23 protein-coding genes are annotated in these 25720 nt (G+C 62.3%); 11 read left to right on the forward strand and 12 right to left on the reverse strand.

Annotated features, from left to right (window positions below):
* Window positions 1-10 precede the first annotated feature (10 nt).
* From J3P86_RS21135 to J3P86_RS21165, 7 genes are all read right to left on the reverse strand, one after another.
* Window positions 11-1021 (reverse strand): chemotaxis response regulator protein-glutamate methylesterase, encoded by a 1011-nt coding sequence (locus J3P86_RS21135; protein WP_434628651.1) that lies wholly within the window; start codon window positions 1019-1021, stop codon window positions 11-13.
* Window positions 1018-3288: a hybrid sensor histidine kinase/response regulator gene (locus J3P86_RS21140; protein ID WP_434698778.1), complete on the reverse strand. Its 2271-nt coding sequence runs from the start codon at window positions 3286-3288 to the stop codon at window positions 1018-1020. The genes J3P86_RS21135 and J3P86_RS21140 overlap by 4 nt, the downstream gene beginning before the upstream one ends.
* Window positions 3285-3956, reverse strand: coding sequence for a chemotaxis protein CheW (locus J3P86_RS21145; RefSeq protein WP_434698779.1), 672 nt, complete (start codon window positions 3954-3956; stop codon window positions 3285-3287). Before J3P86_RS21145 ends, J3P86_RS21140 begins: the two co-directional genes overlap by 4 nt.
* Window positions 3953-5218 (reverse strand): CheR family methyltransferase, encoded by a 1266-nt coding sequence (locus tag J3P86_RS21150; protein WP_434698780.1) that lies wholly within the window; start codon window positions 5216-5218, stop codon window positions 3953-3955. The genes J3P86_RS21145 and J3P86_RS21150 overlap by 4 nt, the downstream gene beginning before the upstream one ends.
* Window positions 5215-5751 (reverse strand): chemotaxis protein CheW, encoded by a 537-nt coding sequence (locus J3P86_RS21155; protein WP_434628645.1) that lies wholly within the window; start codon window positions 5749-5751, stop codon window positions 5215-5217. Before J3P86_RS21155 ends, J3P86_RS21150 begins: the two co-directional genes overlap by 4 nt.
* Window positions 5751-7373, reverse strand: a complete 1623-nt coding sequence (locus J3P86_RS21160) for a methyl-accepting chemotaxis protein (RefSeq protein ID WP_434628643.1) — start codon at window positions 7371-7373, stop codon at window positions 5751-5753. Before J3P86_RS21160 ends, J3P86_RS21155 begins: the two co-directional genes overlap by 1 nt.
* A gap of 219 nt (window positions 7374-7592) precedes the next feature.
* Window positions 7593-8303: a tellurite resistance TerB family protein gene (locus tag J3P86_RS21165; protein WP_305499048.1), complete on the reverse strand. Its 711-nt coding sequence runs from the start codon at window positions 8301-8303 to the stop codon at window positions 7593-7595.
* 196 nt (window positions 8304-8499) lie between these two features.
* Between J3P86_RS21165 and J3P86_RS21170 the strand changes: the two genes are divergently transcribed.
* The 9 genes from J3P86_RS21170 (at window position 8500) to J3P86_RS21210 (ending at window position 17462) form a co-directional block, all read left to right on the forward strand.
* Window positions 8500-9411, forward strand: a complete 912-nt coding sequence (locus J3P86_RS21170) for a LysR family transcriptional regulator (protein WP_305499047.1) — start codon at window positions 8500-8502, stop codon at window positions 9409-9411.
* A 219-nt stretch (window positions 9412-9630) separates the two neighbouring features.
* Window positions 9631-11088 carry a gamma-aminobutyraldehyde dehydrogenase gene (locus J3P86_RS21175; RefSeq protein ID WP_434628640.1) on the forward strand — a complete coding sequence of 486 codons (1458 nt, stop codon included), beginning with the start codon at window positions 9631-9633 and terminating at the stop codon, window positions 11086-11088.
* 90 nt (window positions 11089-11178) lie between these two features.
* Window positions 11179-12330 (forward strand): putative ABC transporter substrate-binding protein YdcS, encoded by a 1152-nt coding sequence (ydcS, locus tag J3P86_RS21180; protein WP_434628638.1) that lies wholly within the window; start codon window positions 11179-11181, stop codon window positions 12328-12330.
* Between the two features lie 104 nt (window positions 12331-12434).
* Complete coding sequence (locus J3P86_RS21185; protein WP_434698781.1) at window positions 12435-13472, forward strand: ABC transporter ATP-binding protein; 1038 nt, start codon at window positions 12435-12437, stop codon at window positions 13470-13472.
* 1 nt (window position 13473) lies between these two features.
* Window positions 13474-14421, forward strand: coding sequence for an ABC transporter permease (locus J3P86_RS21190; RefSeq protein WP_434572044.1), 948 nt, complete (start codon window positions 13474-13476; stop codon window positions 14419-14421).
* Entirely contained in the window at window positions 14411-15223 is an 813-nt protein-coding gene (locus J3P86_RS21195) for an ABC transporter permease (RefSeq protein ID WP_434628632.1), read from the forward strand. The genes J3P86_RS21190 and J3P86_RS21195 overlap by 11 nt, the downstream gene beginning before the upstream one ends.
* A 147-nt stretch (window positions 15224-15370) precedes the next feature.
* A complete protein-coding gene (locus J3P86_RS21200; protein ID WP_434698782.1) occupies window positions 15371-16795 on the forward strand; it encodes a gamma-aminobutyraldehyde dehydrogenase in 1425 nt (474 codons plus the stop codon).
* 144 nt (window positions 16796-16939) lie between these two features.
* Window positions 16940-17203, forward strand: a complete 264-nt coding sequence (locus J3P86_RS21205) for a CopG family ribbon-helix-helix protein (RefSeq protein WP_434628628.1) — start codon at window positions 16940-16942, stop codon at window positions 17201-17203.
* Window positions 17166-17462 carry a type II toxin-antitoxin system RelE/ParE family toxin gene (locus J3P86_RS21210; RefSeq protein WP_434628626.1) on the forward strand — a complete coding sequence of 99 codons (297 nt, stop codon included), beginning with the start codon at window positions 17166-17168 and terminating at the stop codon, window positions 17460-17462. The genes J3P86_RS21205 and J3P86_RS21210 overlap by 38 nt, the downstream gene beginning before the upstream one ends.
* A 37-nt stretch (window positions 17463-17499) precedes the next feature.
* On the opposite strand, the gene J3P86_RS21215 is transcribed toward J3P86_RS21210, so the two are convergent.
* Window positions 17500-17685, reverse strand: coding sequence for a hypothetical protein (locus J3P86_RS21215; protein ID WP_434628624.1), 186 nt, complete (start codon window positions 17683-17685; stop codon window positions 17500-17502).
* Window positions 17686-17982: 297 nt separating this feature from the next.
* On the opposite strand from J3P86_RS21215, the gene J3P86_RS21220 reads away from it, so the two are divergent.
* Window positions 17983-19608, forward strand: a complete 1626-nt coding sequence (locus J3P86_RS21220) for a glucan biosynthesis protein D (protein ID WP_434698783.1) — start codon at window positions 17983-17985, stop codon at window positions 19606-19608.
* Between the two features lie 194 nt (window positions 19609-19802).
* On the opposite strand, the gene J3P86_RS21225 is transcribed toward J3P86_RS21220, so the two are convergent.
* The 3 genes from J3P86_RS21225 to J3P86_RS21235 all read right to left on the reverse strand — a co-directional run bounded on the left by J3P86_RS21225 (window position 19803) and on the right by J3P86_RS21235 (window position 23668).
* A complete protein-coding gene (locus tag J3P86_RS21225) occupies window positions 19803-20909 on the reverse strand; it encodes an NADH:flavin oxidoreductase/NADH oxidase (protein ID WP_434628620.1) in 1107 nt (368 codons plus the stop codon).
* 363 nt (window positions 20910-21272) lie between these two features.
* A complete protein-coding gene (gene recJ / locus J3P86_RS21230; protein ID WP_434601749.1) occupies window positions 21273-22982 on the reverse strand; it encodes a single-stranded-DNA-specific exonuclease RecJ in 1710 nt (569 codons plus the stop codon).
* A 143-nt stretch (window positions 22983-23125) separates the two neighbouring features.
* The gene (locus J3P86_RS21235; protein WP_047227511.1) at window positions 23126-23668 is read right to left on the reverse strand and encodes a YaeQ family protein; all 543 of its coding nucleotides are present in this window, start codon (window positions 23666-23668) and stop codon (window positions 23126-23128) included.
* 147 nt (window positions 23669-23815) lie between these two features.
* On the opposite strand from J3P86_RS21235, the gene J3P86_RS21240 reads away from it, so the two are divergent.
* Complete coding sequence (locus J3P86_RS21240) at window positions 23816-25015, forward strand: CaiB/BaiF CoA transferase family protein (RefSeq protein ID WP_434628615.1); 1200 nt, start codon at window positions 23816-23818, stop codon at window positions 25013-25015.
* Between the two features lie 323 nt (window positions 25016-25338).
* On the opposite strand, the gene J3P86_RS21245 is transcribed toward J3P86_RS21240, so the two are convergent.
* Entirely contained in the window at window positions 25339-25626 is a 288-nt protein-coding gene (locus J3P86_RS21245; protein ID WP_305499033.1) for a DUF3509 domain-containing protein, read from the reverse strand.
* Window positions 25627-25720: the final 94 nt, after the last annotated feature.

A 25720-nucleotide genomic window follows, 5' to 3' on the forward strand; every position in this document is an offset into this window, starting at 1 on the left:
GCAAGAGGCATCATTGGCTGAAAATTTCCACCAGGCGTGGCGCTATCCGGTCCAGCGCGAGTATCTGCGCCGCCGCGTCGATAGCGGCGGCCGCTTTGGGCATGCCATAGACCGCGCTGCTCTGCTGGTCCTGGGCGATGGTCACACAGCCCTGCTGGCGCATCAGTTTAAGCCCTTGCGCACCGTCGCGCCCCATGCCGGTGAGCAACACGCCTACCGCCTCACCACTCCAGAAATTGGCGACACTCTCGAAAAACACATCGATGGAGGGCCGATAGATTTCGTTGACGGGCTCCGCCGTGTACGCCAGCGTGCCGTTTTTCAACAGGCGCAAATGATGATTGGTTCCGGCCAACAGCACCACCCCGCCTCGCGGTGTCTCGCCCTCGCGGGCCAGCCGGACCTCAAGGCCCGACACGCCACCAAGCCACTCGGCCATGCCGGCGGCAAACACTTCGTCCACATGCTGGACCAGCACGATGGCCGGGGCGAAATCACGGGGCAGCGCCTTGAGCAGCACTTCCAACGCGGCGGGGCCGCCGGCAGACGAGCCGATCGCCACCAGGCTGTTGCGTGACACCGAGGCCCGCTGCGCAGCCGGCGCGGCGCGCTCACGGTTGCCCCGCTCGCCGATCAGCCAGCCGATGTTGGCGATCTTGCGCAGCAAGGGGGCAGCGGCGTCCTCGGGCCTGCCGACGCCCAGCGCCGGGGTATCCACTACGTCCAGGGCGCCATGGCCCATGGCTTCGAACACCCGATGGACGTTCTGCTGGCTGTCGCCAGTGACGATCACGATGGCGCACGGCGTGTCGGCCATGATTCGCCGGGTCGCCTCGACACCGTCCATGATCGGCATGAACAGGTCCATCAGGATCAGGTCCGGCGTGTATTCATGGCAACGCTGCACCGCCTCGGCGCCGTTGGCGGCCACCCAGACCAACTGATACGCGGGCTCGAATGCCAGCGCGCGGCGCAGGGCCTCGACCGCCAGGGGCATGTCATTGACGATGGCGATCTTCAAGCGCGCGCTCCTCCGATCAATTCGACCACGGCATCGAGCAAGGCGTCGTCATGAAAACTCGCCTTGGCTAGATAATAGTCGGCTCCGGCATCCAGGCCACGGCGGCGATCTTCCTCTCGATCCTTATAGGAAACCACCATCACCGGCAGCGATTGCAGGCGGTTGTCGCGGCGCAGCAGCGACACCAGTTCGATACCGTCCATGCGCGGCATGTCGATGTCCGTGATGAGCAAGTCGAAATCCTCCGAACGCAACGCGTTCCAGCCATCCATGCCGTCTACCGCCACTGCCACGTCATAACCACGATTGAGCAACAGCTTGCGCTCCAGCTCCCGCACGGTCAGGGAATCGTCGACCACCAGGATCCGCTTGCGTGGGGCCTGGGCCTCGTTCTGCCGGGCGATGCGTTCCAGGCGCCCGGTGTCGAGCAATTTTTCTACCGAACGCAGCAGGTCTTCGACATCGACGATCAACACCACCGAGCCGTCGTCGAGCAAGGCACCGGCGGAAATGTCCTGGACCTTGCCCAGGCGCTCATCCAGGGGCAGCACCACCAGGGTTCGCTCGCCGATGAAGCGTTCCACCGCCACGCCATAAATTACTTCACGCTCGCGAATCACCACGACCTTGAGACTCTGGCCGTTGTTGGGCGCTACCGGGCGGTTGAGCAATTGCGTGGCGGCAACCAACCCCACATGGCGGCCTTCATGCCAGAAATGCTGGCGACCTTCGACCTGGACGATGTCCTCGGGCGACAGGTCGCACATGCGTTCGATATGGGCCAACGGAAACGCGTAGGCCTCGCCGCCGACTTCCACCACCAGGCTGCGCACCACCGAAAGCGTCAGCGGCACCTCAAGGTGGAAGCGACTGCCCGCCCCCGCCGTCTGCTCAAGCACCACTGCGCCACGCAACTGCCGGACCATATGCTGGACAGCGTCCAGGCCGACACCGCGCCCGGACACCTCGGTGACTTTGTCCCGCAGGCTGAAGCCGGGCAGGAACAGGAAAGTCAGCAATTCCTCTTCGCTCAGACTGGCGGCGGTGTGCTCGGGAGAAAGACCACGCTCCACGACGCTGCGGCGCACCCGTTCCAGATCCACGCCGGCACCGTCGTCCGCCAGTTCCAGCATCAGCAGGCCGGCTTGGTGCGAGGCACGCAAGCGAATCAGGCCTTCGGCGGGTTTGCCGGCCAACAGCCGTTGCTCCGGCGTCTCGATGCCATGGTCAACGGCGTTGCGCAGCAGGTGAGTCAGGGGCGCTTCGAGTTTTTCCAGTACGTCGCGATCGACCTGGGTTTTCTCGCCTTCGATTTCCAGGCGTACCTGTTTGCCCAGGCTGCGTCCCAGGTCACGAACCATGCGCGCCTGGCCCGCAAGCACATCGGCAAACGGGCGCATGCGGCAAGCCAGCGCCGTGTCGTACAACACTTGCGCGCGCTGGCCGGCCTGCCAGGCAAACTCATCCAGCTCAGCGGTTTTTTGCGCCAGGATCTGCTGGGTTTCCGCCAACAGGCGCCGGGCATCGTTGAGCGCCTCCTGGGCCTGCAGACTCAAGGCATGGTCCTTGAGATGCACATTCAGGTCTTCAAGAGCACGCAGGCCATTGCCTTGCTGGCGCTTGAGCCGCAGCAGGGTCGCCAGCCAAGGCTTGAGACGCTGGGTTTCGACCAGCGACTTGCTCGACAGGTCCAACAGGCTGTTGAGGCGCCCGGCAGTGACCCGCAAGACCCGTTCGCCCTCCTCGGTGACATGCTTTTTCCTTGCCGCCGGTTCTACAGGCTCCATGGGCATGGGCATGGGCTCAGGCATCTCGACCCGCACGGGCTCGAGGGGTATCTCGCTGGTCGGCGACATGGCGCTTGAAGCCGCCGCAGCGGCAGGATCCAGCAGGCGCCCCAATAACGCGACATAGGCCTCGATGTCCTCGGCGCCGACGCTGTTGCCTGGGGTCGCGATGCGCGTCAGCAGGTCGGTGCCTTGCAGCAAGGCGTCGATATGCTCGGCACGCAATATAAGGCGGCGTTCCTGGGCGCTGACCAGGCAGTCTTCCATGACGTGGGCCACGCTGACCCCGGCGGGGATCCCGACGATTCGCGCGGCGCCCTTGAGCGAGTGGGCCGCGCGCATGCATGACTCAAGATGGTCAGCCTGGGTCGGGTCACGCTCCAGGGCCAGCAGGCCGGCGCTGAGTACCTGGGTCTGAGCCTCGGCTTCCAGGCTGAACAGTTCGAGCAACGAGGCGTCGCGCATCTGATCGGGGGTCATGACAGGCTCCGGGACACGGCGGACAACAACTGCTCTTCATCCAGCCAACGCAGGCTGCGGCCTTTGTACTGCAACACGCCACGGGTGTACTTGCCCGCCGATTGCGAAGCACCCGCCAGGATGCGTTCGTCAATCGCATGAATGCCGTCCACCTCATCCACCGGCACCAATACCGGTCCGCCCTGGGCGGCGATAATCAGCATGCGCGGCATGATCCGCCCACTGGAAGGCGCAAGCGAACCAGGCTCCAGCCCCAACAACTCGACTAGCGACAGGCAGGCCACCAGGGCGCCGCGCACATTCGCAACGCCGAGCAAGGCACGCGAACGCTGGTGCGGCAGCGAATGGATCGGCTGCAACGGCGCCACTTCCACCAGGCTTCGAGTACTCAAGCCCAACCATTCTTCGCCCAGGCGGAACATCAATACCGAGCGCGTGACGATGTCACTGTCGACCGGCGCAAGAGCCAGCTCTCGATCATCCTGGCGCAGGGCATAACGGTCGAGCAAACGAGTGGCCGCCGCCGAGTACACCGAACAGTTGCGGCAATGGATATGTTCGACCAGCAATGGGCAGGACTTGTCGCCGTGAACCCCGATGCGGTTCCAGCAGTCATCGATGGCCTGGGCATCGTCATGAGTCACGTTATAGGAAGCCGAACCACTCATCGTTTGCGCTCACTCTCAACCGGGCGCCCACTGCGGGCCGCACGTTCCTGCAATCGACGGGCACCGGCCACGTCTCCCTGGGATGCCAGCAGCGCCGCCAGATGCACCAGGGCCTCGGCGTGTTGCGGTTCAAGATACAGCGCCTTGCGATAAAAACCCTGGGCCTCGAGCGCGTTGCCGGCCATGTCGCTGAGCAGGCCCAGCCAATAGAACACCTGCGCACTGGGCGCATGGCTGCGCAAATACTCTTCGCAAGCCGCACGGGCCTCAGCGCTTTTGCCGCCGTTGGCCAGGGCGGCGATATTGGCCAGCAAGGTCACCGCGTCGCTGCTCCTGGCTGGGGCGATTGGCGTCACACTAGCTGCAAACGGTCGAGGCTGAGGCGGCGGCGCAGCGACTCGTGGTGGCGGCTGGCGAATCGGCAACGGACTTGGCAACAGCGTTGGCAGCGGTTGCGGCTCGGGCGCGCCCTGGCGGCTGAAGGCGAACGATTGGGGGATGCCGATCGAGCGCATGCCCAGCCGCCCCAGCAAACTGCCCTCGGCGGGACCGATGAACAACACGCCGTCCTGATGGGTCAGGCGCTTGAGCACCTCGAATACCTGTTGCTGGGTCGGCTGGTCGAAATAGATCAGCAGGTTGCGACAGAATACAAAATCATACGGCGCCTCATTCACCAGCAAGGCCGGATCCAAGAGGTTGCCCACTTGCAGGCGCACCTGTTCACGTATGTGCTCATCGAGGTAATAGCCGTCCTCCTCGGCACGGAAATACCGTTCGCGAAAACCAAGGTCCGCGCCACGGAAGGAGTTCCTGCCGTAACGCGCTTGCCGGGCTTTATCAACGGACAGCGGGCTGACGTCCATCGCATCGACTTTGAACTGATGCGGCCCGAGGCCTGCGTCGAACAGGGCCATGGCGATCGAATACGGCTCTTCGCCAGTGGAGCATGGCAGGCTGAGGATGCGCAGCGCGCGCAGGTGCTTGATCGCAGCGAGGCGCTGGGAGGCCAGTCGCCCCAGCGTCGCGAACGATTCGGGATAACGGAAGAACCAGGTCTCCGGGACGATCACCGCTTCGATCAGCGCCTGCTGCTCCTGGGCAGAATGCTGCAGGCTTTGCCAATAGTCATCGGTGGTCCGGCCAGGCACGGCAAGGACGCGCTGGCGCACGGCCCGCTCGATAATCGCGGTGCCGACGGACGTCACGTCCAGGCCGATGCGCTCCTTGAGGTAATCGAAAAAACGCTGGTCGTTGTTCATCGCCGATCCTCGAAACCATCAAGGTCCAGCGGCGGCGTGGGGAACAGCACCGCACGCACCGACTCGTCGAGCAAATCGTTGACTCGTACCCACTGCAACATTCCTTGGGCATCCTCCCGTACCGGGCCCAGGTAAGGCGCCTGGGGGTTATCCAGGCCATAAGGCTTGAAGTCGGCCGGATCACAACGCAGGGTGTCGGTGGCCTGTTCCAGGATCAAACCCAGCACGTGCGCTGCGTGCTGCGCCTGGGGCCGGTAATTGACCAGCACCAGCCGGGTGCTGGTGCGCGCCTCGGCGGCCTGGCCGAAGGTCAAGGCGCACAGGTCGAGCACCGGCACCACTTGGCCACGCCAGGCGAAGACCCCGGCCACCCAGGACGGCGTCCGGGCAATCGGCTTGAGCGGCAGGCGCGGTAGCACCTCCACCACATCGATGGCTTGCAGGGCGTAGCGCTCGTTACCGATGCAAAACACCAGGAACAACGCCTGCCGGGCCGCCGGCCCGGTACCGCGTCGGGCATCGAAATCGCTCATCAGACTTTGAAACGCGAGACGCCGCTGCGCAGGCCCACGGCCACCTGGCTGAGCTCGTCGATGGCGGAACTGGCCTGGCGCAGGGACTCCACGGTCTGGCTGCTGGCATCGCCCAGTTGCACCAGGGCGTGATTGATCTGCTCGGCACCGGTGGCCTGGGCCTGCATGCCTTCGTTGACCATCAACACCCGCGGCGCCAGCGCCTGGACCTGATGGATGATCTGCGACAATTGCTCGCCGATCTGCTGTACCTCGGCCATGCCACGGCGCACCTCTTCGGAAAATTTGTCCATGCCCATCACACCCGCCGAGACAGCGGACTGGATCTCGCGGACCATCTGCTCGATGTCGTAGGTGGCGACAGCGGTCTGGTCGGCCAGGCGCCGCACCTCTGTGGCGACGACGGCGAAACCGCGCCCGTACTCACCGGCCTTCTCGGCCTCGATGGCGGCGTTGAGCGACAACAGGTTGGTCTGGTCGGCAACCTTGACGATGGTCACCACCACTTGGTTGATGTTGCCGGCCTTCTCGTTGAGGATCGCCAGCTTGGCGTTCACCAGGTCGGCGGCGCCCATCACCGAATGCATGGTTTCTTCCATGCGCGCCAGGCCTTGCTGACCTGAGCCGGCGGCGACCGAGGCCTGGTCGGCGGCGCTGGAGACTTCGGTCATGGTGCGCACCAGGTCGCGAGAGGTGGCGGCGATTTCACGGGACGTCGCGCCGATCTCGGTGGTGGTGGCTGCGGTTTCGGTGGCCGTGGCCTGTTGCTGCCGTGAGGTCGCGGCGATCTCGGTCACCGAGGTGGTGACCTGCACCGAGGAACGCTGGGCCTGGGACACCAGCGACGTCAACTCGGCCATCATGTCGTTGAAGCCGGTCTCCACAGCGCCGAACTCGTCTTTGCGCGCCAGGTTCAGGCGTCCGCTCAAATCGCCGCTGCGCATGACATCGAGTATCTCGACGATGCGGCTCATCGGCGCCATGATCGCGCGCATCAGCAACAGGCCGCAAAGAACAGCCACCAGCACCGCAACGACAAACGACAGGCCCATGGCGACCTCGGCGGCTGTCACCGCACGGCCGATGGTCAGGGCGGCCTGCTCAGCCAACTCACGATTGCGCTCGATGATCTGGTTCAAGTGCCCACGACCGTCGAGCCATGCCGGCGTCAGGTCTTTTTCCACCGCCAGCCGAGCGCCTTCGTAGTCCTTGCGCTGGTACAGATCCAGTACCTTCGCCAGGGCTTTGTTGAAGTCCTGGTGATTGACTTCGAATTCATCGAATGAGGCCTGGTCGGCCGGGTCCTGGATCAGCTTCTGGTATTGCTGCATTTCATCGCGCAGATGCTGCTCGTACCGCTGGTAGAGCGCCTTGTCTTCGTCGGTGATTTCCCGGTGATCGGACAGACCCACGAGCTGCTGGGTCTTGACGTAACTGTCGACCCAGCCCCCACGGATCATGGAACTGTAATACACCCCTGGAACGGCGTCGGTACGTACTTCCTGTTCACTGGCCTCGATCTTCAACAACCGCGAGTAAGTGACCACCACCATCAGCAACATGATGGCAATGATCACCGCAAAACTCGCCAGAATGCGTTGGCGCAACGTCCAGTTCTTCACAGGAAAACCTCGGGTACTTTGAATTGCCGGGAGTATAGCCGAGGGTGGTGGTGCGTCTGTATGGCGGTGTTCGGGAGATTTTCGCTCACCGTTTCGCTGTCGAGGGCTGGATACAAAACCTGTGGGAGCGAGCCTGCTCGCGAAAGCGGTGTGTCAGTCAACGGATTTTGACTGGCTGGACGCTATTCGCGAGCAGGCTCGCTCCCACAGGGGTAACGGTCAGGCGGCCGCCTGACGCACCTGCTTCTCCAGTTCCGCCTTCAGCCCAGGTTCCAGCTTGAGTTGTCGCGCCAGTTCGTCGAGGTAGGATTTCTCCATGAAGTTCTCCTCATCCACCAGCATCACGCTGGCGATGTACATTTCCGCGGCGATTTCCGGTGTGCTGGCCGCCCGGGCGACGTCGCCGGGATCCAGCGGTTTGTTGAGCTCGGCGTGCAGCCAGTGTTGCAGTTCCTGGTCGTTGTCGAGCTTGGTGAATTCGCCTTCGATCAGTTGACGCTCGCGTTCGTCCACATGGCCGTCGGCCTTGGCCGCCGCCACCAGGGCCTTGAGGATCGCCTGGCTGTGCTGCTCGACTTGCGCCGGCGGGACGCGATCCAGGGTCTGCGGTTCGGTTTTCGGCGCATTGCCCTGCTGGGCCTGCCAGTTGCCGTAAGCCTTGTAGGCAATCACGCCCAATGCAGCCAGGCCGCCATAAGTCAGGGCCTTGCCGCCGAAGTTACGGGCTTTCTTGTTGCCCAGCAGCAACCCCATGGCGCTGGCCGCCAGCGCCCCGCCCCCTGCGCCGGAGAGCATTCCGCCGAGGTTGCCGGAGCCGCCGAGCAAACCACCCAGACCGCCGGACGACTTGCCCTGGGAGCCGCCGGCCTTGTTCTGCAACATCTCCTGGCCGGACTTGAGTAACTGATCGAGCAATCCACGGGTGTTCATTTGCTGCCTCCACGCATTCGGGTTAACCGGATCATAAGGCCCCCAGCGTAGATCGAAAGTGCCCCACCGCCCTCGGCCAGATTGCTTCGAGATGTTGCCTACGGACTTGCCGGTGATTTGAAGGCAGCCGCAGCCATTCGATAAAAACGATATACACTCCAAGACATCGATAAATACGTTTCCTGGGTATCCAACAATGATGACCCTGCGCCAGATCCGTCATTTCATCGCGGTAGCCGAAACCGGTTCGATTTCCGCCGCCGCGCAAACCGCGTTCATTTCCCAATCCACCCTGACCCTGGCCATCCAGCAACTGGAAGAGGAAATCGGCGTCAGCCTGTTCAACCGTCACGCCAAGGGCATGACGCTGACCCACCAGGGACATCAGTTCCTGCGTCAGGCGCACCTGATACTCGCCACCGTCGACAACGCCAAGCGCAGCCTGCAACAAAGCACCGATCAGGTTGCCGGGCAGGTCACCATCGGCGTGACCAGCCTGGTCGCCGGGTACTATCTGGCGGACCTCTTGACCCGTTTCCAGCGCGCCTACCCCAATGTGGCCATCCGCGTGATGGAGGACGAACGCCCCTATATCGAACATCTGCTGGTCAGCGGCGAAATCGACGTCGGCGTGCTGATCCTGTCCAACTTGGAAGACCGCCACGCCCTGCAGACCGAAGTATTGACCCACTCGCCCCATCGATTGTGGCTGCCGGCCCAGCATCCGCTGCTCGAACACGACAGCATCAATCTTGCGGATGTGGCTCGCGAGCCGTTGATCCAACTGAACGTCGACGAGATGGATCGCAACGCGCAACGCCTGTGGCGCGGTGCCGGCCTGCAACCGCAGATCACCCTGCGTACCGCCTCGACCGAAGCGGTGCGCAGCCTGGTGGCGGCCGGGCTGGGGGTTTCGATCCAACCGGACATGACCTACCGCCCATGGTCGCTGGAAGGCGACATCATCGAGGCACGACCCATCGCCGACCTCAACCAGACGCTGGATGTCGGACTCGCCTGGCGCCGAGGCACGGCACGCCCGGCCTCGGTCGACCCGTTCCTGGCTGTTGCCCGCGAACAGCCCCACGGACGCAAGCCATCTATTTAATCGAATGCCGCCTTGAGTATTTCGAATTTGTCGGCCTGGCGACTGGGCACTAGTCTTGCTACAGCACCACAATCCAGTGTGGGAGCGAGCCATTGTGGGAGCGAGCTTGCTCGCGATAGCGGTCTTTCAGTCAATTTAATGCTGCCTGTCATACCGCTATCGCGAGCAAGCTCGCTCCCACAGGGCCTGTGTTCACCGTTATAAAAAAGAGAAGGCGATATGGCCGGCACGCAAACCCCGTTATGTACAGCGTTGTTGATCGACGGCGAAAGCGTACCCGGCGAGGGCTTTGTCGAGCCGATCCTCAACCCGGCCACCGGTGAAGTGCTCGCCCATATCGCCGAGGCCAGTACCGAACAGGTCGAAGCCGCGATCCTCGCGGCTCATCAGGCCTTTGACGGCTGGTCGCGCACCACGCCGCAACAACGCTCGAACCTGCTGTTGGAGATCGCCGGCGCTATTGAAAAAAATGCCGACCACCTGGCCCTTCTCGAATCCCTGAACTGTGGCAAGCCACTGCACCTGGCGCGTCAGGACGACCTGAGCGCCACGGTGGATGTGTTCCGTTTTTTTGCCGGCGCCGTACGCTGCCAGACCGGCCAGCTCAGCGGCGAATACTTGCCGGGCTACACCAGCATGGTGCGTCGCGACCCGATTGGCGTGGTGGCGTCCATTGCGCCCTGGAACTACCCGATCATGATGGCGGCCTGGAAAATCGCCCCGGCCCTGGCCGCCGGCAATACCCTGGTGTTCAAGCCTTCGGAACACACGCCGCTGTCGATCCTGGCCCTGGCGCCGATCCTGGCCGAAATCCTGCCGCGGGGCGTCATCAACGTCATCTGCGGTGGCGGCGAAGGCGTCGGCAGTCATCTGGTCAGTCACCCCAAGGTGCGCATGGTCTCGTTGACGGGCGATATCGTCACCGGCCAGAAAATCCTCCAGGCCGCGGCAAAAACCCTCAAGCGCACGCACCTGGAACTGGGCGGCAAGGCCCCGGTGATCGTCTGTGACGACGCCGACCTGCAGGCAGTGGTCGAGGGTGTACGCACCTATGGTTACTACAACGCTGGCCAGGATTGCACCGCCGCGTGCCGGATCTACGCCCAGGCCGGGATTCACGACCGGCTGGTGGCTGAACTCGGCGCGGCGGTCAGCAGCCTGCGCTTTGCCGGCAAGCGCGACGCCGACAACGAAATCGGCCCGCTGATCAGCACCCGCCAGCGCGACCGCGTCGCCAGTTTCGTCGAGCGTGCCCTCGGCCAGCCGCATATCGAGCGCATCACCGGCGCGGCGGTGCATTCCGGCGCCGGTTTCTATTACCAGCCCACGCTGTTGGCGGGCTGCAAGCAAAGCGACGAGATCGTCCAGCGCGAAGTATTCGGCCCGGTGGTCACCGTGACCCGTTTCGATGAACTCAGCCAGGCGGTGGACTGGGCCAACGATTCGGAATACGGCCTGGCGTCCTCGGTCTGGACCCAGAACCTCGACAAGGCGATGCAGGTGGCGGCGCGGCTGCAATACGGCTGCACCTGGATCAACAGTCATTTCATGCTGGTCAGCGAAATGCCCCACGGCGGCCTGAAACGCTCGGGCTATGGGAAGGACCTGTCCAGCGATTCGCTTCAGGACTACAGCGTGGTGCGCCACATCATGGCCCGCCACGGCCAGCATCTGTAGGGAACAGCACTACTCTAATAACAGGCCAGCCATGGCGCTTCACCCCGTTCGAAAACTGCCCCGACCATAATTAAAGCAAGAGGGATTTCCATGTACGCGCACAAGACCGCATTGCTCAGTGCAATCACCACGGCGCTGCTGGCCAGCGCCAGCCTCCAGGCCGCCGAACCGCTCAAGGCCATTGGCGCTGGCGAAGGCCAACTGGATATCGTCGCCTGGCCGGGCTACATCGAACGCGGCGAAAGCGACAAGGCCTACGACTGGGTCACTGGTTTCGAGAAAGAAACCGGCTGCAAGGTCAACGTCAAGACCGCCGCCACCTCCGACGAAATGGTCAGCCTGATGACCAAGGGCGGCTACGACCTGGTCACCGCGTCGGGCGATGCCTCGCTACGGCTGATTGCCGGCAAACGCGTGCAGCCGATCAACACCGCGTTGATCGCCAACTGGAAAAACCTCGACCCGCGCCTCAAGGACGCGCCGTGGTACGTGGTCAGCCAACAGACCTACGGGACGCCGTACCAGTGGGGGCCGAACGTACTGATGTACAACACCGAAGTATTCAAGCAAGCGCCGACCAGCTGGAGCGTCCTGTTCGAGGCGCAGAACCTGCCCGACGGCAAGCCGAACAAGGGCCGGGTGCAAGCCTACGATGGGCCGATCTACATCGCCGACGCGGCGCTCTACCTCAAGACCGCCAAGCCCGAGCTGGGCATCAAGGATCCGTATCAACTCGACGAGGCCCAGTACAAGGCCGTGCTGGAATTACTGCGTGCCCAGCAGCCGTTGATCCACCGCTACTGGCATGACACGACCGTGCAGATGAGCGATTTCAAGAACGAAGGCGTGGTCGCATCCGGCGCCTGGCCATACCAGGTCAACGGCCTGATCAACGAAAAACAGCCGATCGCCTCGACCATCCCCAAGGAAGGCGCCACCGGCTGGGCTGACACGACGATGCTGCACGCCGAGGCCAAGCACCCCAACTGCGCCTATAAATGGATGGACTGGTCGCTGCAGCCGAAAGTCCAGGGCGACGTAGCCGCCTGGTTCGGCTCGTTGCCGGCCGTGCCCGAGGCGTGCAAGGCAAGCGAACTGCTGGGCGCCGAGGGCTGCAAGACCAACGGGTTCGACCAGTTCGACAAGATCGCCTTCTGGAAAACCCCACAAGCCGAGGGCGGCAAGTTCGTGCCGTACAGCCGCTGGACGCAGGATTACATTGCGATCATGGGTGGACGCTAAGTCGCAGCCGAACACTGCTTTTGTGGCGAGGGGATTTATCCCCTCGCCACAGGTTTGTGCCTCAATAACACGGATTAACGCCCCGCTTTCTGGAGCACCGCACCATGACGCTTGCCGTCCAGTTCACTCACGTTTCCCGTCAATTCGGCGAGGTGAAGGCCGTTGACCGGGTCTCCATCGACATCCAGGACGGCGAGTTCTTTTCCATGCTCGGCCCGTCCGGCTCGGGCAAGACCACTTGCCTGCGGCTGATTGCCGGGTTCGAGCAGCCCAGCGCCGGTTCGATTCGCATCCATGGGGAGGAAGCCGTAGGGCTCGCGCCGTATCAGCGGGACGTCAACACGGTGTTCCAGGACTACGCCCTGTTCCCGCACATGAACGTACGCGACAACGTCGCCTACGGCCTGAAAGTCAAAGGCGTCGCCAAGGCCGAGCGCATCAGGCGCGCCGATGAAGCGCTGGAGATGGTTGCCCTGGGCGGCTATGGCGAACGCAAGCCGGTGCAACTGTCCGGTGGCCAGCGCCAGCGCGTTGCCCTGGCCCGCGCGCTGGTCAATCGCCCGCGTGTGTTGCTGCTGGATGAACCGTTGGGCGCGCTCGACCTGAAGCTGCGCGAACAGATGCAAAGCGAGTTGAAAAAACTGCAACGCCAGTTGGGTATCACCTTCATCTTCGTTACCCACGACCAGACCGAGGCCTTGTCGATGTCCGACCGCGTGGCGGTGTTCAACAAGGGCCGGATCGAACAGGTCGATACCCCACGCAACCTGTACATGAAGCCGGCCACCACCTTCGTCGCCGAATTCGTCGGCACTTCCAACGTGATTCGCGGTGAGTTGGCCAGGCAACTGAGCGGTTATCCACAGCCGTTCTCGATCCGCCCGGAACATGTGCGCTTTGCCGAAGGTCCGCTGGCCGGCGATGAAATCGAAGTCAGCGGTCTGCTTCACGACATCCAGTACCAGGGCAGCGCCACGCGCTACGAGTTGAAGCTGGAAAACGGCCAGACCTTGAGCCTCAGCCAAGCCAACAGCCAATGGAACGACAGCGGCGCCCAGCACCATACCGGCCAGCATCGCGCCGTACGCTGGGCCCGCGAGGCAATGGTTGCCCTGCACGATACCGCCGGCAGCGAGGCCTGAGATGAGCACCCTGGCCATGACTCGAACCGAGACACACGGTTCGCCGTTGCGACGCTTTTCGAACCTGCTGTACCGGCGTCCCAACCTGTACCTGTCGCTGTTGCTGGTGCCACCGCTGATCTGGTTTGGCGCGATCTACCTGGGCTCGCTGCTGACCTTGCTGTGGCAAGGCTTCTATACCTTCGACGACTTCACCATGGCGGTCACGCCGGACCTGACCCTGGCGAATTTTTCGGCGCTGTTCCAGCCGTCGAATTTCGACATCATTGCGCGGACATTGACCATGGCGATCGCGGTGTCCATCGCCAGCGCCATTGTCGCCTTCCCGATCGCCTACTACATGGCGCGCTACACCAGCGGCAAGACCAAGGCGTTTTTCTACATCGCGGTGATGCTGCCGATGTGGGCCAGCTACATCGTCAAGGCCTACGCCTGGACACTGCTGCTGGCCAAGGGCGGCGTGGCGCAGTGGTTCATCCAGCACCTGGGGCTGGGGCCGGTGTTGCAGTTCGTGCTGGGCATTCCCGGCGTCGGTGGCAGCACGCTGTCTACTTCGCACCTGGGGCGCTTCCTGGTGTTCGTCTACATCTGGCTGCCGTTCATGATCCTGCCGATCCAGGCCTCCCTGGAACGGCTGCCGCCGTCGCTGCTGCAAGCTTCGGCGGACCTCGGCGCCAGGCCACGCCAGACCTTCATGCAGGTAATCCTGCCGCTGTCGATCCCGGGCATTGCCGCCGGCTCGATCTTCACCTTTTCGCTGACCCTGGGGGATTTCATCGTGCCCCAACTGGTGGGCCCGCCGGGCTACTTCGTTGGCAGCATGGTCTACGCCCAGCAAGGCGCCATCGGCAACATGCCCATGGCCGCGGCGTTCACGCTGGTGCCCATCGTGCTGATTGCCATCTATCTGTCTGTCGTCAAGCGACTGGGGGCTTTCGATGCACTCTGACTCCAAGGCTTCGTGGGGCTTGCGGATAGCGGCATGGGGCGGGCTGGTGTTCCTGCATTTCCCGATCCTGATCATTTTCCTCTATGCCTTCAACACCGAAGACGCTGCGTTCAGCTTCCCGCCCAAGGGCCTGACCCTGAAGTGGTTCAGCGTCGCCTTCTCGCGCCCGGACGTGCTGGAGGCGATCAAGTTGTCATTGCAGATCGCAGCCGTCGCCACCCTGATCGCCATGGTGCTCGGCACACTCGCGTCTGCGGCACTGTACCGCCGTGATTTTTTCGGCAAGCAGGGTATCTCGCTGATGCTGATCCTGCCGATTGCGCTGCCAGGGATCATCACCGGCATCGCGCTGTTGGCGACCTTCAAGACCCTGGGCATCGAACCCGGCATGTTCACCATCATCGTCGGTCATGCGACCTTCTGCGTGGTGATCGTCTACAACAACGTCATCGCCCGTCTGCGCCGCACCTCCCACAGCCTGATCGAAGCGTCGATGGACCTGGGCGCCGACGGCTGGCAGACCTTTCGCTACATCGTCCTGCCTAATCTGGGGTCGGCCTTGCTGGCCGGCGGGATGCTGGCGTTTGCCTTGTCGTTCGATGAAATCATCGTCACCACGTTCACCGCCGGCCATGAGCGCACGCTGCCGCTCTGGCTGCTCAACCAGCTCAGCCGCCCTCGCGACGTGCCAGTGACCAATGTGGTGGCGATGCTGGTGATGTTGGTGACGATGCTGCCGATACTCGGCGCGTATTACCTGACGCGCGGTGGGGAGAGCGTGGCGGGGAGTGGTGGGAAGTAACCCAGGCCCCAATGAAAACTATCCCATGTGGGAGCGAGCCTGCTCGCGATGACAGATCGGCATTCAGCAGAGATGTCGACTGTTGCATCGCCATCGCGAGCAGGCTCGCTCCCACAGGAAAACAACAGCGTTCAAGAGGACACGGACATGCAAACCAAACTGTTGATCAACGGCCATCTGGTGAACGGCGACGGCCCTGGCCAGGCCGTTTTTAATCCGGCGCTGGGCCGGGTCCTGGTGGAAATAAATGAAGCCAGCGAAGCCCAGGTCGATGCCGCCGTGCGCGCCGCCGACAGCGCTTTCGATGCCTGGTCGCAAGTGCCGCCCAAGGACCGCTCCCTGCTGCTGCTCAAGCTGGCCGATGCCATCGAGGCCAATGGTGAAGAACTGGCCAGGCTCGAATCGGACAACTGCGGCAAGCCATTGAGCGCCGCGCTGAACGATGAAATCCCGGCGATCGCCGATGTGTTCCGTTTCTTCGCCGGCGCCAGCCGTTGCATGAACGGCTCGGCGGGCGGCGAGTACCTGCCGGGGCACACCTCGATGATCCGTCGCGACCCGGTGGGCGTGATCGCTTCCATCGCCCCGTGGAACTACCCGTTGATGATGGTCGCCTGGAAAATCGCCCCGGCCCTGGCCGCCGGTAATACGGTGGTGCTCAAGCCGTCGGAACAGACGCCACTGACCGCGTTGCGCCTGGCGGAACTGGCGTCGGAAATTTTCCCGGCAGGTGTGCTCAACGTCGTTTTCGGACGCGGGCAAACCGTCGGCCAGCCGCTCGTCACGCACCCGAAAGTCCGCATGGTTTCCCTGACCGGGTCCATCGCCACCGGCTCGAACATCATTTCCAGCACCGCCGAGAGCGTCAAGCGCACGCACATGGAGCTGGGCGGCAAGGCCCCGGTGATCATCTTCGATGACGCCGACATTGATGCTGCGGTGGAAGGCATCCGCACCTTCGGCTTCTACAACGCCGGCCAGGACTGCACGGCCGCCTGCCGCATCTATGCCCAGCAAGGCATCTACGACAAATTTGTCGAAAAACTCGGCGCCGCCGTCGCCAGTATCAAGTACGGCCTGCAGAACGAACCCGATACCGAGATGGGACCGTTGATCACCGCTCAGCACCGCGACCGCGTGGCCGGCTTCGTCGAGCGGGCCATCGCCCAGCCCCACATCCGCCTGGTCACCGGTGGCAAGGCCGTGGACGGCAACGGCTTCTTCTTCGAACCGACGGTGCTGGCCGACGTCCAGCAGGACGACGAAATTGTCCGCCGCGAAGTGTTCGGTCCTGTGGTGTCCGTCACGCCATTCCTTGAGGAAGCACAAGTGCTGGCCTGGGCCAACGATTCGGACTACGGCCTGGCCTCATCGGTGTGGACCGCCGACATCGGCCGTGCCCATCGCTTGTCGGCACGCCTGCAATACGGCTGCACCTGGGTGAATACGCACTTCATGCTCGTCAGCGAAATGCCCCATGGCGGTCAGAAACGTTCTGGCTATGGCAAAGACATGTCGATGTATGGGCTGGAGGATTACACGGTGGTGCGGCATGTGATGTTCAAGCATTGATACGAGACAATGTTGGCAACACATGCCAACGCCTGCCATGAGTTCGTCCTGCTAAGGTTTTCGTCGATCGGCGCACGCTCGCCGGTTGACGGAAAACCTGGTACCGCCTAGTGTGTCTACAACGTATACACTTTGGAGATCCCCATGGCCTCGCCCGTTTTGTCCTTCCGCGTGGAAGAAGGTTTGGCCCAACAGCTGGACTTGCTGGCTGCCGCCACCGACCGCGACCGTCAATATCACCTGAAGCGTGCATTGGTTCGATACGTAGAGGCCGAGTCCTGGCACCTGCAAGCGATCAGCGAAGGCATAGCGGATGCCGACGCCGGGAATCTGACCGATCTGGATGCCGTGAAGGCTAAGTGGGCAAAGCGTGCCGAGCATCGTACTGACCAACAAAGCACAAAGTGACCTCGACTCGATCCACGAACATTACCAAAGCGCACTCGGCGCAGAAGGCGCTGACGATGTCATCGCCACGATTCTGGAATCGCTGCGCCAACTGCAACGTTTTCCCGGCTCGGGGCGTCCTTCAGTGGTCCCCGATATTCGGGAGCTGGTGCTGACGCGCTACCCGTTCGTTGCCCCCTATCGGCTCAAGGACGGACAATTACAGGTCTTGCGGATACTGCATCAACGCAGCGAACGTTCTCAGGACTGGTCAGCATAATAAGGGCGGCCGGCTGCTAGCCCCGTTGCGACGACTTTCAAAACCGCGAAGCACGGCCCATCGCATCCATCAGATAACGCATGGCGATCCGGTCGCTTTCCGACAACTCTCGATAACGTTCGACCAGCCTCGCTTCCTCCAGGCTGAGCGGGCGTTTGCTCCGTATTCTGGTCAGGCCAGGAAAGATCCCCAGCATTTCGGTAATGCTCTGTACTTTGGTCATGGGTTGTCCTTCGTTACGTCGATTCAAAGCGTAGAAAGACAGTCTTAAAGTAATTGATCAAAAAATTCCCGAATCCTCACAAAAACAGAAATAACTGTAAGAATTTTTAACCAAGCCACGCTTTCCCATCTCTCCAAGCGGGCATTTCCCCTATGATTTTGCGTTTCGGTGAACCGATCCAGCTCTCAGGCATCTGTTCTAACGTTCGTCGCGTTTGGCCAAAGGCATGTCCGAACTCCTTTACCAGTCTCTGTTGCCAGGATCGGCTCGGGATTGTCTTCAGATAAGGTTGTATTTATGCACCGCAGGAATCTGCTCAAGGCCTCCATGGCCTTCGCCGCCTACACCGGACTGTCGGCCTCCGGGCTCATGGCCGCGCGTGCCTGGGCTGCCGATCAGACCGCCGACGGCGAAGCCCGTCCCTTCGATTTCAACCAATTGAAAGACCAGGCCCTGCGACTGGCCGCAAGCCGCTACGTCGACACCAAGCAAGTCCTGCCGCCGACGCTGGCGCAGATGTCCCCCTTGCAGTTCAATGCCATCCAGTACGACGCCAATCATTCGCTGTGGAATGAACTGGACGGCAAGCTGGACGTGCAGTTTTTCCATGTCGGCATGGGCTTCAAGCAGCCGGTGCGCATGTACAGTGTCGACCCGAAGACCCGCATGGCGCGTGAAGTACACTTTCGCCCGGAACTGTTCAACTACGAGAAGACCACGGTCAATACCTCGCAGCTCACCGGCGACCTCGGGTTCGCAGGGTTCCGGGTGTTCAAGGCACCGGAGCTGGACCGGCACGACATTGTTTCGTTTCTCGGCGCCAGTTATTTCCGCGCGGTGGACGCCACCGGCCAGTACGGCTTGTCTGCCCGCGGCCTGGCCATCGACACGTATGCGAAAAAACGCGAGGAATTCCCGGACTTCACCAAGTTCTGGTTCGAAACGCCGGACAAGAACAGCACCCGCTTCGTGGTCTATGCCCTGCTCGACTCACCGAGCGCCACCGGTGCCTACCGCTTTGACATCGATTGCCAGCCTACCCGGGTGGTGATGGAAGTCGACGCGCACGTCAACGCGCGTACCGCCATCGAGCAGTTGGGCATCGCGCCGATGACCAGCATGTTCAGTTGCGGCACCGTCGAGCGACGCATGTGCGACACCATTCACCCGCAGATCCACGACTCCGACCGCCTGGCCATGTGGCGCGGCAACGGCGAGTGGGTCTGCCGCCCGCTGAACAACCCCGCCACCCTGCAGTTCAATGCTTTCGCCGACAACAACCCGAAAGGTTTCGGCCTGGTGCAGACCGACCACGACTTCGAGAGTTACCAGGACACCGTGGACTGGTACAGCAAACGGCCAAGCCTGTGGGTCGAACCTACGACCGCTTGGGGCGAAGGCTCGGTCGACCTGCTGGAAATTCCTACCACCGGCGAGACCCTGGATAACATCGTTGCGTTCTGGACGCCGAAAAAACCGGTCGCTGCCGGCGATTCGTTGAACTATGGCTACAAACTCTACTGGAGCGCCCTGCCGCCGGTCAGCACGGACCTGGCCCGCGTCGACGCCACCCGTTCCGGCATGGGCGGCTTCATCGAAGGCTGGGCTCCCGGCGAACACTACCCCACCGTCTGGGCACGGCGCTTCGCGGTGGACTTCACCGGTGGCGGTCTCGATCAGTTGCCACCGGGCACCGGCATCGAGCCGGTGGTGACCTGCTCCCACGGCGAGGTCAAGGATTTCAACGTGCTGGTGCTGGACGCGATCAAGGGTTATCGCATCACCTTCGACTGGTACCCGATCGACGACCGCGTGGACCCGGTGGAGATGCGCCTGTTCATTCGCTCCAAGGACCGGACGCTGAGCGAGACCTGGTTGTACCAGTACTTCCCGCCGGCGCCGGATAAGCGTAAGTACCCCTGAGCCCTGCTGCGTCAGAAATGACGCCTTCGCGAGCAGGCTCGCTCCCACAGTGGAATGCCCTGTGATTCATTTGTGGGAGCGAGCTTGCTCCGGGCGGCGATCCGACGATGAGGGCGGTACATCCACCGAATAACTCACCTGATAAACAAAAAGCCCCGGCCAATGAGACCGGGGCTTTTTGTTTCAGCGGCCGCTCAGTCGCGCAAATCCGACTCATGGATCGGCTGATCCCGATGCGTCGCCCGCTGGTACTGCGCCGGCCAGGTGGCCTTGCGTCCGCCCAGGTCGTCGTCGGCATGCAGCGCCCAGTACGGATCGCGCAACAGCTCGCGAGCGAGGAAGATAATATCGGCCTGGCAGGTGCGCAGGATGTGTTCGGCCTGGGCCGGCTCGGTGATCATCCCGACCGTGCCAGTGGCGATTTCCGACTCCTTGCGCACCCGCTCGGCGAAGCGCGTCTGGTAGCCAGGGCCGGTGGGAATCTCGGCGTTGGCGGCGGTACCGCCCGACGACACATCGATCAAGTCCACCCCCAGCGCCCGGAATCGCCGCGCCAGTTCCACCGTTTCATCGGGGTTCCAGCCGTCTTCGACCCAGTCGGTGGCGGATACCCGAACAAAAACCGGCAGCTCCTCCGGCCATACGGCCCGGACCGCTTCGGTCACTTGCAGTACCAGGCGGATACGATTTTCAAACGACCCACCGTATTGATCCCGCCGCTGATTGCTCAACGGCGACAGGAACTGGTGCAGCAGGTAGCCATGGGCAGCATGCACCTCGACGACCTTGAAACCTGCCGTCAGGGCGCGTTTGGCCGCGTCGACGAACGCCTGGATGACGTCGGCGATCTGTGCTTCATCGAGCTGCTTCGGTTGGGTGTGCTGGGGGTCGAAGGCAATCGGCGAAGGGCCGACCGGAACCCAGCCGCCCTCTTCCGGCTTGACGCTGCCGTGCTTGCCCAGCCAGGGCCGCCAGGTGCTTGCCTTGCGCCCGGCGTGGGCCAGCTGGATGCCAGGCACGGCGCCTTGGGCGGTTATGAACCGGGTGATGCGTTGCAAAGGCTCGATCTGTTCATCGTTCCACAACCCGAGGTCCTCGGCGGTAATCCGGCCATCGGCCGTGACGGCGGTGGCTTCGGTGAACACCAGGCCGGCACCGCCCACGGCACGACTGCCGAGGTGCACCAGATGCCAGTCGTTGGCCAGGCCATCGGCGCTCGAATACTGGCACATCGGCGAAACCGCGATGCGATTGGGCAGGGTCAGTTGACGAAGGGTATAAGGTTCCAGCAGCAGACTCATGGGGCACCTCTCGAATCAGTGGGCAGGCTCCAGGGTTCTGTTTGAAAAGTCGACGAGTGACAAACGGTGCAACACCCGCCCCCGCGGGCAAAACAATCGACAAGACGTCACAAGGCCTATCAAGCAGTGCTTAGAGACTAGTCGACAACCGGGGAGGAGGAAGGGTTCAGAAGTCAAAAACCGCCCTGCTTGCTTCGAGACCTGTTTGTGGCGAGGGGATTTATCCCCGTTCGGCTGCGAAGCAGTCGTGATCCCAGTCAATGGGATTTGGGGGGCTGCTAGGCAGCCCAACGGGGATAAATCCCCTCACCACAATAAATCCCCTTGCCAAAATGGAGCCTGAGCATTGCGGCCTATGTTCGGCTACCGCGGTTCGATATGAGCAATCATCAACTGCACCGTTTCCTGGCCACGGAACTCGTTGAGGTCAAGCTTATAGGCCAGCTCTACCCAGCGCACGGTGGGGTTGGGCCAGATTTCCCGATCAATGCCGAAGGCTATGCCATCGAGTTTCACCGAACCGCACTCAGTCTTGAGAATGACCTTCAGGTGCCGTTCACCCACCACTCGCTGCTCGACCAGCTGGAACACGCCGTGGAACACCGGCTCCGGAAAATGCTGTCCCCACGGCCCGGCATGGCGCAGTGCCCGGGCCAGTTCCAGGTGGAACTCTTCCACCGCCAGAGAGCCATCCGACAACAGCCGCCCCGTCAGGTCTTCTTCACGTAGTTGCCGGCGCACCTCCGCGTCAAAAGCCTCGGCAAACAAGGCAAAGTTCGCCTCCGGCAACGTCAGCCCCGCCGCCATGGCGTGACCGCCGTATTTGCTGATCAGGGTCGGATGCTGCGCCGCGACAACGCTCAACGCATCGCGGATATGAAATCCCGGCACCGAGCGGCCCGACCCTTTGAGCAGGCCGTCCCCGGCATCGGCGAAAGCAATGGTCGGACGGAAATAGCGCTCTTTCATGCGTGACGCCAGGATCCCGATGACGCCCTGGTGCCATTGCGGATCGAACAGGCACAAGCCGAACGGCATCGACTCCACCGGCAGATCCTTGAGCTGGGCCATGGCTTCACGTTGCATGCCCTGTTCGATGGATTTGCGGTCCTGGTTCATGCCATCAAGCTGCGCCGCCATGTCCCGCGCCAGCGCCGGGTCATCGGTAAGCAGGCATTCGATACCCAGGCTCATGTCATCCAGCCGCCCCGCCGCATTCAGGCGCGGTCCGAGGATGAAACCGAGGTCGGTGGAAGTGATGCGCGAGTGATCGCGCTTGGCTACTTCGAGGATGGCCTTGATGCCGGGCCGGGCGCGTCCGGCGCGAATACGCTCCAGGCCCTGGTGCACCAGGATCCGGTTGTTGGCATCCAGCGGCACCACGTCGGCGACGCTGCCCAGCGCCACCAGGTCGAGCAGTTCGCCGATGTTCGGCTGCGGCTTGCTGGCATACCAACCGAGGCTGCGCAGACGGGCCCGCAGGGCCATCAGCACATAAAAGATCACCCCGACACCCGCCAGTGCCTTGCTCGGGAACTCACAACCGGGCTGGTTCGGGTTGACGATGGCATCGGCCGCCGGCAATTCGAGCCCCGGCAAGTGGTGGTCGGTGACCAGCACCTTGAGGCCGGCCGCTTTCGCCGCTGCCACGCCTTCCACGCTGGAGATGCCGTTGTCCACGGTGACCAACAATTGCGGCGCGCGTGTCAGGGCGACTTCGACGATTTCCGGCGTGAGGCCATAGCCATATTCAAAGCGATTGGGCACCAGGTAGTCGACATGGGCCGCACCGAGCAGGCGCAGACCAAGCATGCCCACGGTACTGGCGGTCGCGCCATCGGCATCAAAATCGCCGACGATGAGGATGCGCTGACGCTGCTCCAGCGCCACCACCAGCAGGTCCACCGCGGCATCGATCCCCTTGAGTTGCTGATAAGGAATCAGGCGCGCCAGGCTCTTGTCCAGCTCCGCTTCGGACTGCACGCCACGTGCTGCGTAAAGACGGGTCAACAACGGCGGCAGGTCACCGAGAAACGGCAGGGTGGCGGGTAACTGGCGGGGTTCTATGCGCATGGGGTAACGGTGTTTTCTCTATCAATCATGAAAAATGGAAAGATTTTGTGTGGGAGCGAGCCTGCTCGCGAAGCGGTGAATCATTTTTTTCCAGATGCAAGCTGATCTGCCCTCTTCGCGAGCAGGCTCGCTCCCACAACGGCTCAGCCACGCTCGCCCAGCAACCATTGCAACTGAACCTCATGCTGGCCACGGTCGTCGGTCACGAAAATCGTCCCTTCGCTGATCATCACGTCCCACTTGATCACCCGTGGCATGTCCTTGGCCAGGGTTTCAAGCACTTCCTGGGGGACGGCGGCGATGTTCACGTTCTTCAGATTCTTCACCGCGGGGATCACCTTGCCTTCCCACACCCGCAGGCTGCCGTAGGCCAGCAGGCTGGTGCGCTCGGTGCGGCGCGAGCACCAGGTCAGGCGATCGGCATCCGGCTGGCCTACTTCGATCCAGTGCAGCACACGGTCATCCAGACTTTTTTCCCACAACGCGGGTTCGTCGACATCCGACAGCCCACGACCAAACGCCAGCAGCTCGTTGTACCAGAACGCGTAGGCCAAGAGGCGCACGGTCATGCGCTCTTCGGTTTCCGAAGGATGGCGGGCAATGGTCTGCTTCACATTCTCGTACACGCTGCGGTCGAGGTCAGTGAGGTTCAGTTCAAACTTGTAGGTCGTGGACGGCTGGGCCATGAACGGGCTTCTTGATACGAGGAAAGGCGGCAAGTCTAACCGATGCGACGGCTAATCCACGAATTGCCGACCATCAACGTGCGGCCACGATGGTCGGCCTATGATAAAACGCTCTATTCGTTCTGCCTTTGTCCTACAGGATCCGTCATGTCGCTTACTGCCAAACCTCTTGCCGGCGTCAAGGTCATCGAACTCGGCACGCTGATCGCCGGCCCTTTTGCCTCGCGTATCTGCGGTGAATTCGGTGCCGAGGTCATCAAGGTCGAATCGCCGGACGGCGGCGATCCGCTGCGCAAGTGGCGCAAATTGTATGAAGGTACGTCCTTGTGGTGGTTCGTCCAGGCACGCAACAAAAAGTCCGTGACGCTGAACCTCAAGCACCCCGAAGGCCTGGCGATCCTGAAAAAACTGCTTGGCGAAGCCGACATCCTGATCGAGAACTTTCGCCCCGGCGTGCTGGAAAAGCTCGGCCTGGGCTGGGACGTGTTGCACGCACTGAATCCGAAGCTGGTCATGGTCCGGCTATCAGGCTTCGGCCAGACCGGGCCGATGAAGGATCAGCCCGGGTTCGGCGCCGTCGGTGAGTCGATGGGAGGCCTGCGCTACATCACCGGCTTCGAGGATCGCCCACCGGTGCGCACCGGTATCTCCATCGGCGACTCGATCGCCGCGCTCTGGGGGGTGATCGGCGCGCTGATGGCCTTGCGTCACCGGGAGGTCAACGGTGGGACCGGCCAGGTGGTGGACGTGGCGCTATACGAAGCGATTTTCGCCATGATGGAAAGCATGGTGCCGGAGTTCGACGTGTTCGGTTTCATCCGCGAACGCACCGGCAACATCATGCCCGGCATCACGCCGTCGTCCATCCACACCAGCGCCGACGGCAAGCATGTACAGATCGGCGCCAACGGTGACGCCATCTTCAAGCGTTTCATGCAGGTCATTGGCAGGGACGACTTGGCGAACGACCCGCAGCTGGCCAGCAATGATGGCCGTGACGAACGCCGCGACGAGTTGTATGGGGTCATTGATCGCTGGGTCAACTCGCTGCCGTTGGATGCCGTCATCGACCAGTTGAACCAGGCCGGCGTGCCGGCAAGCCGGATCTTCAGTGCCGAGGACATGTTCAGCGACCCGCAATTTCTCGCCCGCGAGATGTTCCTGCAAGCCAGGCTGCCGGATGGCAAGGCGTTCAAGATGCCTGGGATCGTACCGAAGCTTTCCGACACACCGGGAACAGCCGAATGGGTCGGGCCAGCATTGGGCGAGCACACGGCAGAGGTGCTCGGTGAGCTTGGCTACGATGCGCAGCAGGTCGCCAGGCTGCGCACCGACGGCGCCGTCTGAGGCAAATTCTTCGGATAGCTGAAGATCCACAGTGGGAGCGAGCCTGCTCGCGAAGGCATCGGACGAGTCAACATGCTATTGACTGACAAACCGCTTTCGCGAGCAGGCTCGCTCCCACAAGGGGTCTGTTTTGCCTGATGCAGAGCACCGTGGCCATAAACACCAGGCAAAAAGAAACCCCGAGAAGTGGGGAGACAACTCGGGGTTAAACGTGACCCTTAAAGGTCCGTACAACAAGCGACAAGCACCGGAGCACAATGCTTGCTCTTGTTGGTAAAAAGTCTGACTCGCTAGAACGTAGGAAGGTTCCCGCGGGATGTCACTCAATTGGCAGCAAGCATGACCTTGTCGCGCGCCACGTTACGTAACGCCGCGATGACACACGGCTCCAGCCGCCCCTCGGCAATCAGCACATCGCGATGCAGGCCGTCGACCACGTCGGTCAGTTGGCGCTTGTCGGTCAGTTGGGCCTGGTTGAACAGCCGCTCGACCATGATGGCCCCCGAGGAATTCTTCAGCGTTACCAGGCATTCGCCTTTGGTACCGGAGGGCGTGAGCGTGACCTGATACGGGCTCAAGGCTTCATTGAGCAACAGGCTGATACTTTCCATTCGATCACCCTTCAATAGTCCGAAAAAAAACAACTGCACATTAAGTGACCCCGCGGCCCGGCGGAAAGTTCGCCAGCGCGACGAACCGGCACAA

The organism is Pseudomonas sp. D1-1 (assembly GCF_051132225.1).
Taxonomy (GTDB): Bacteria; Pseudomonadota; Gammaproteobacteria; order Pseudomonadales; family Pseudomonadaceae; genus Aquipseudomonas.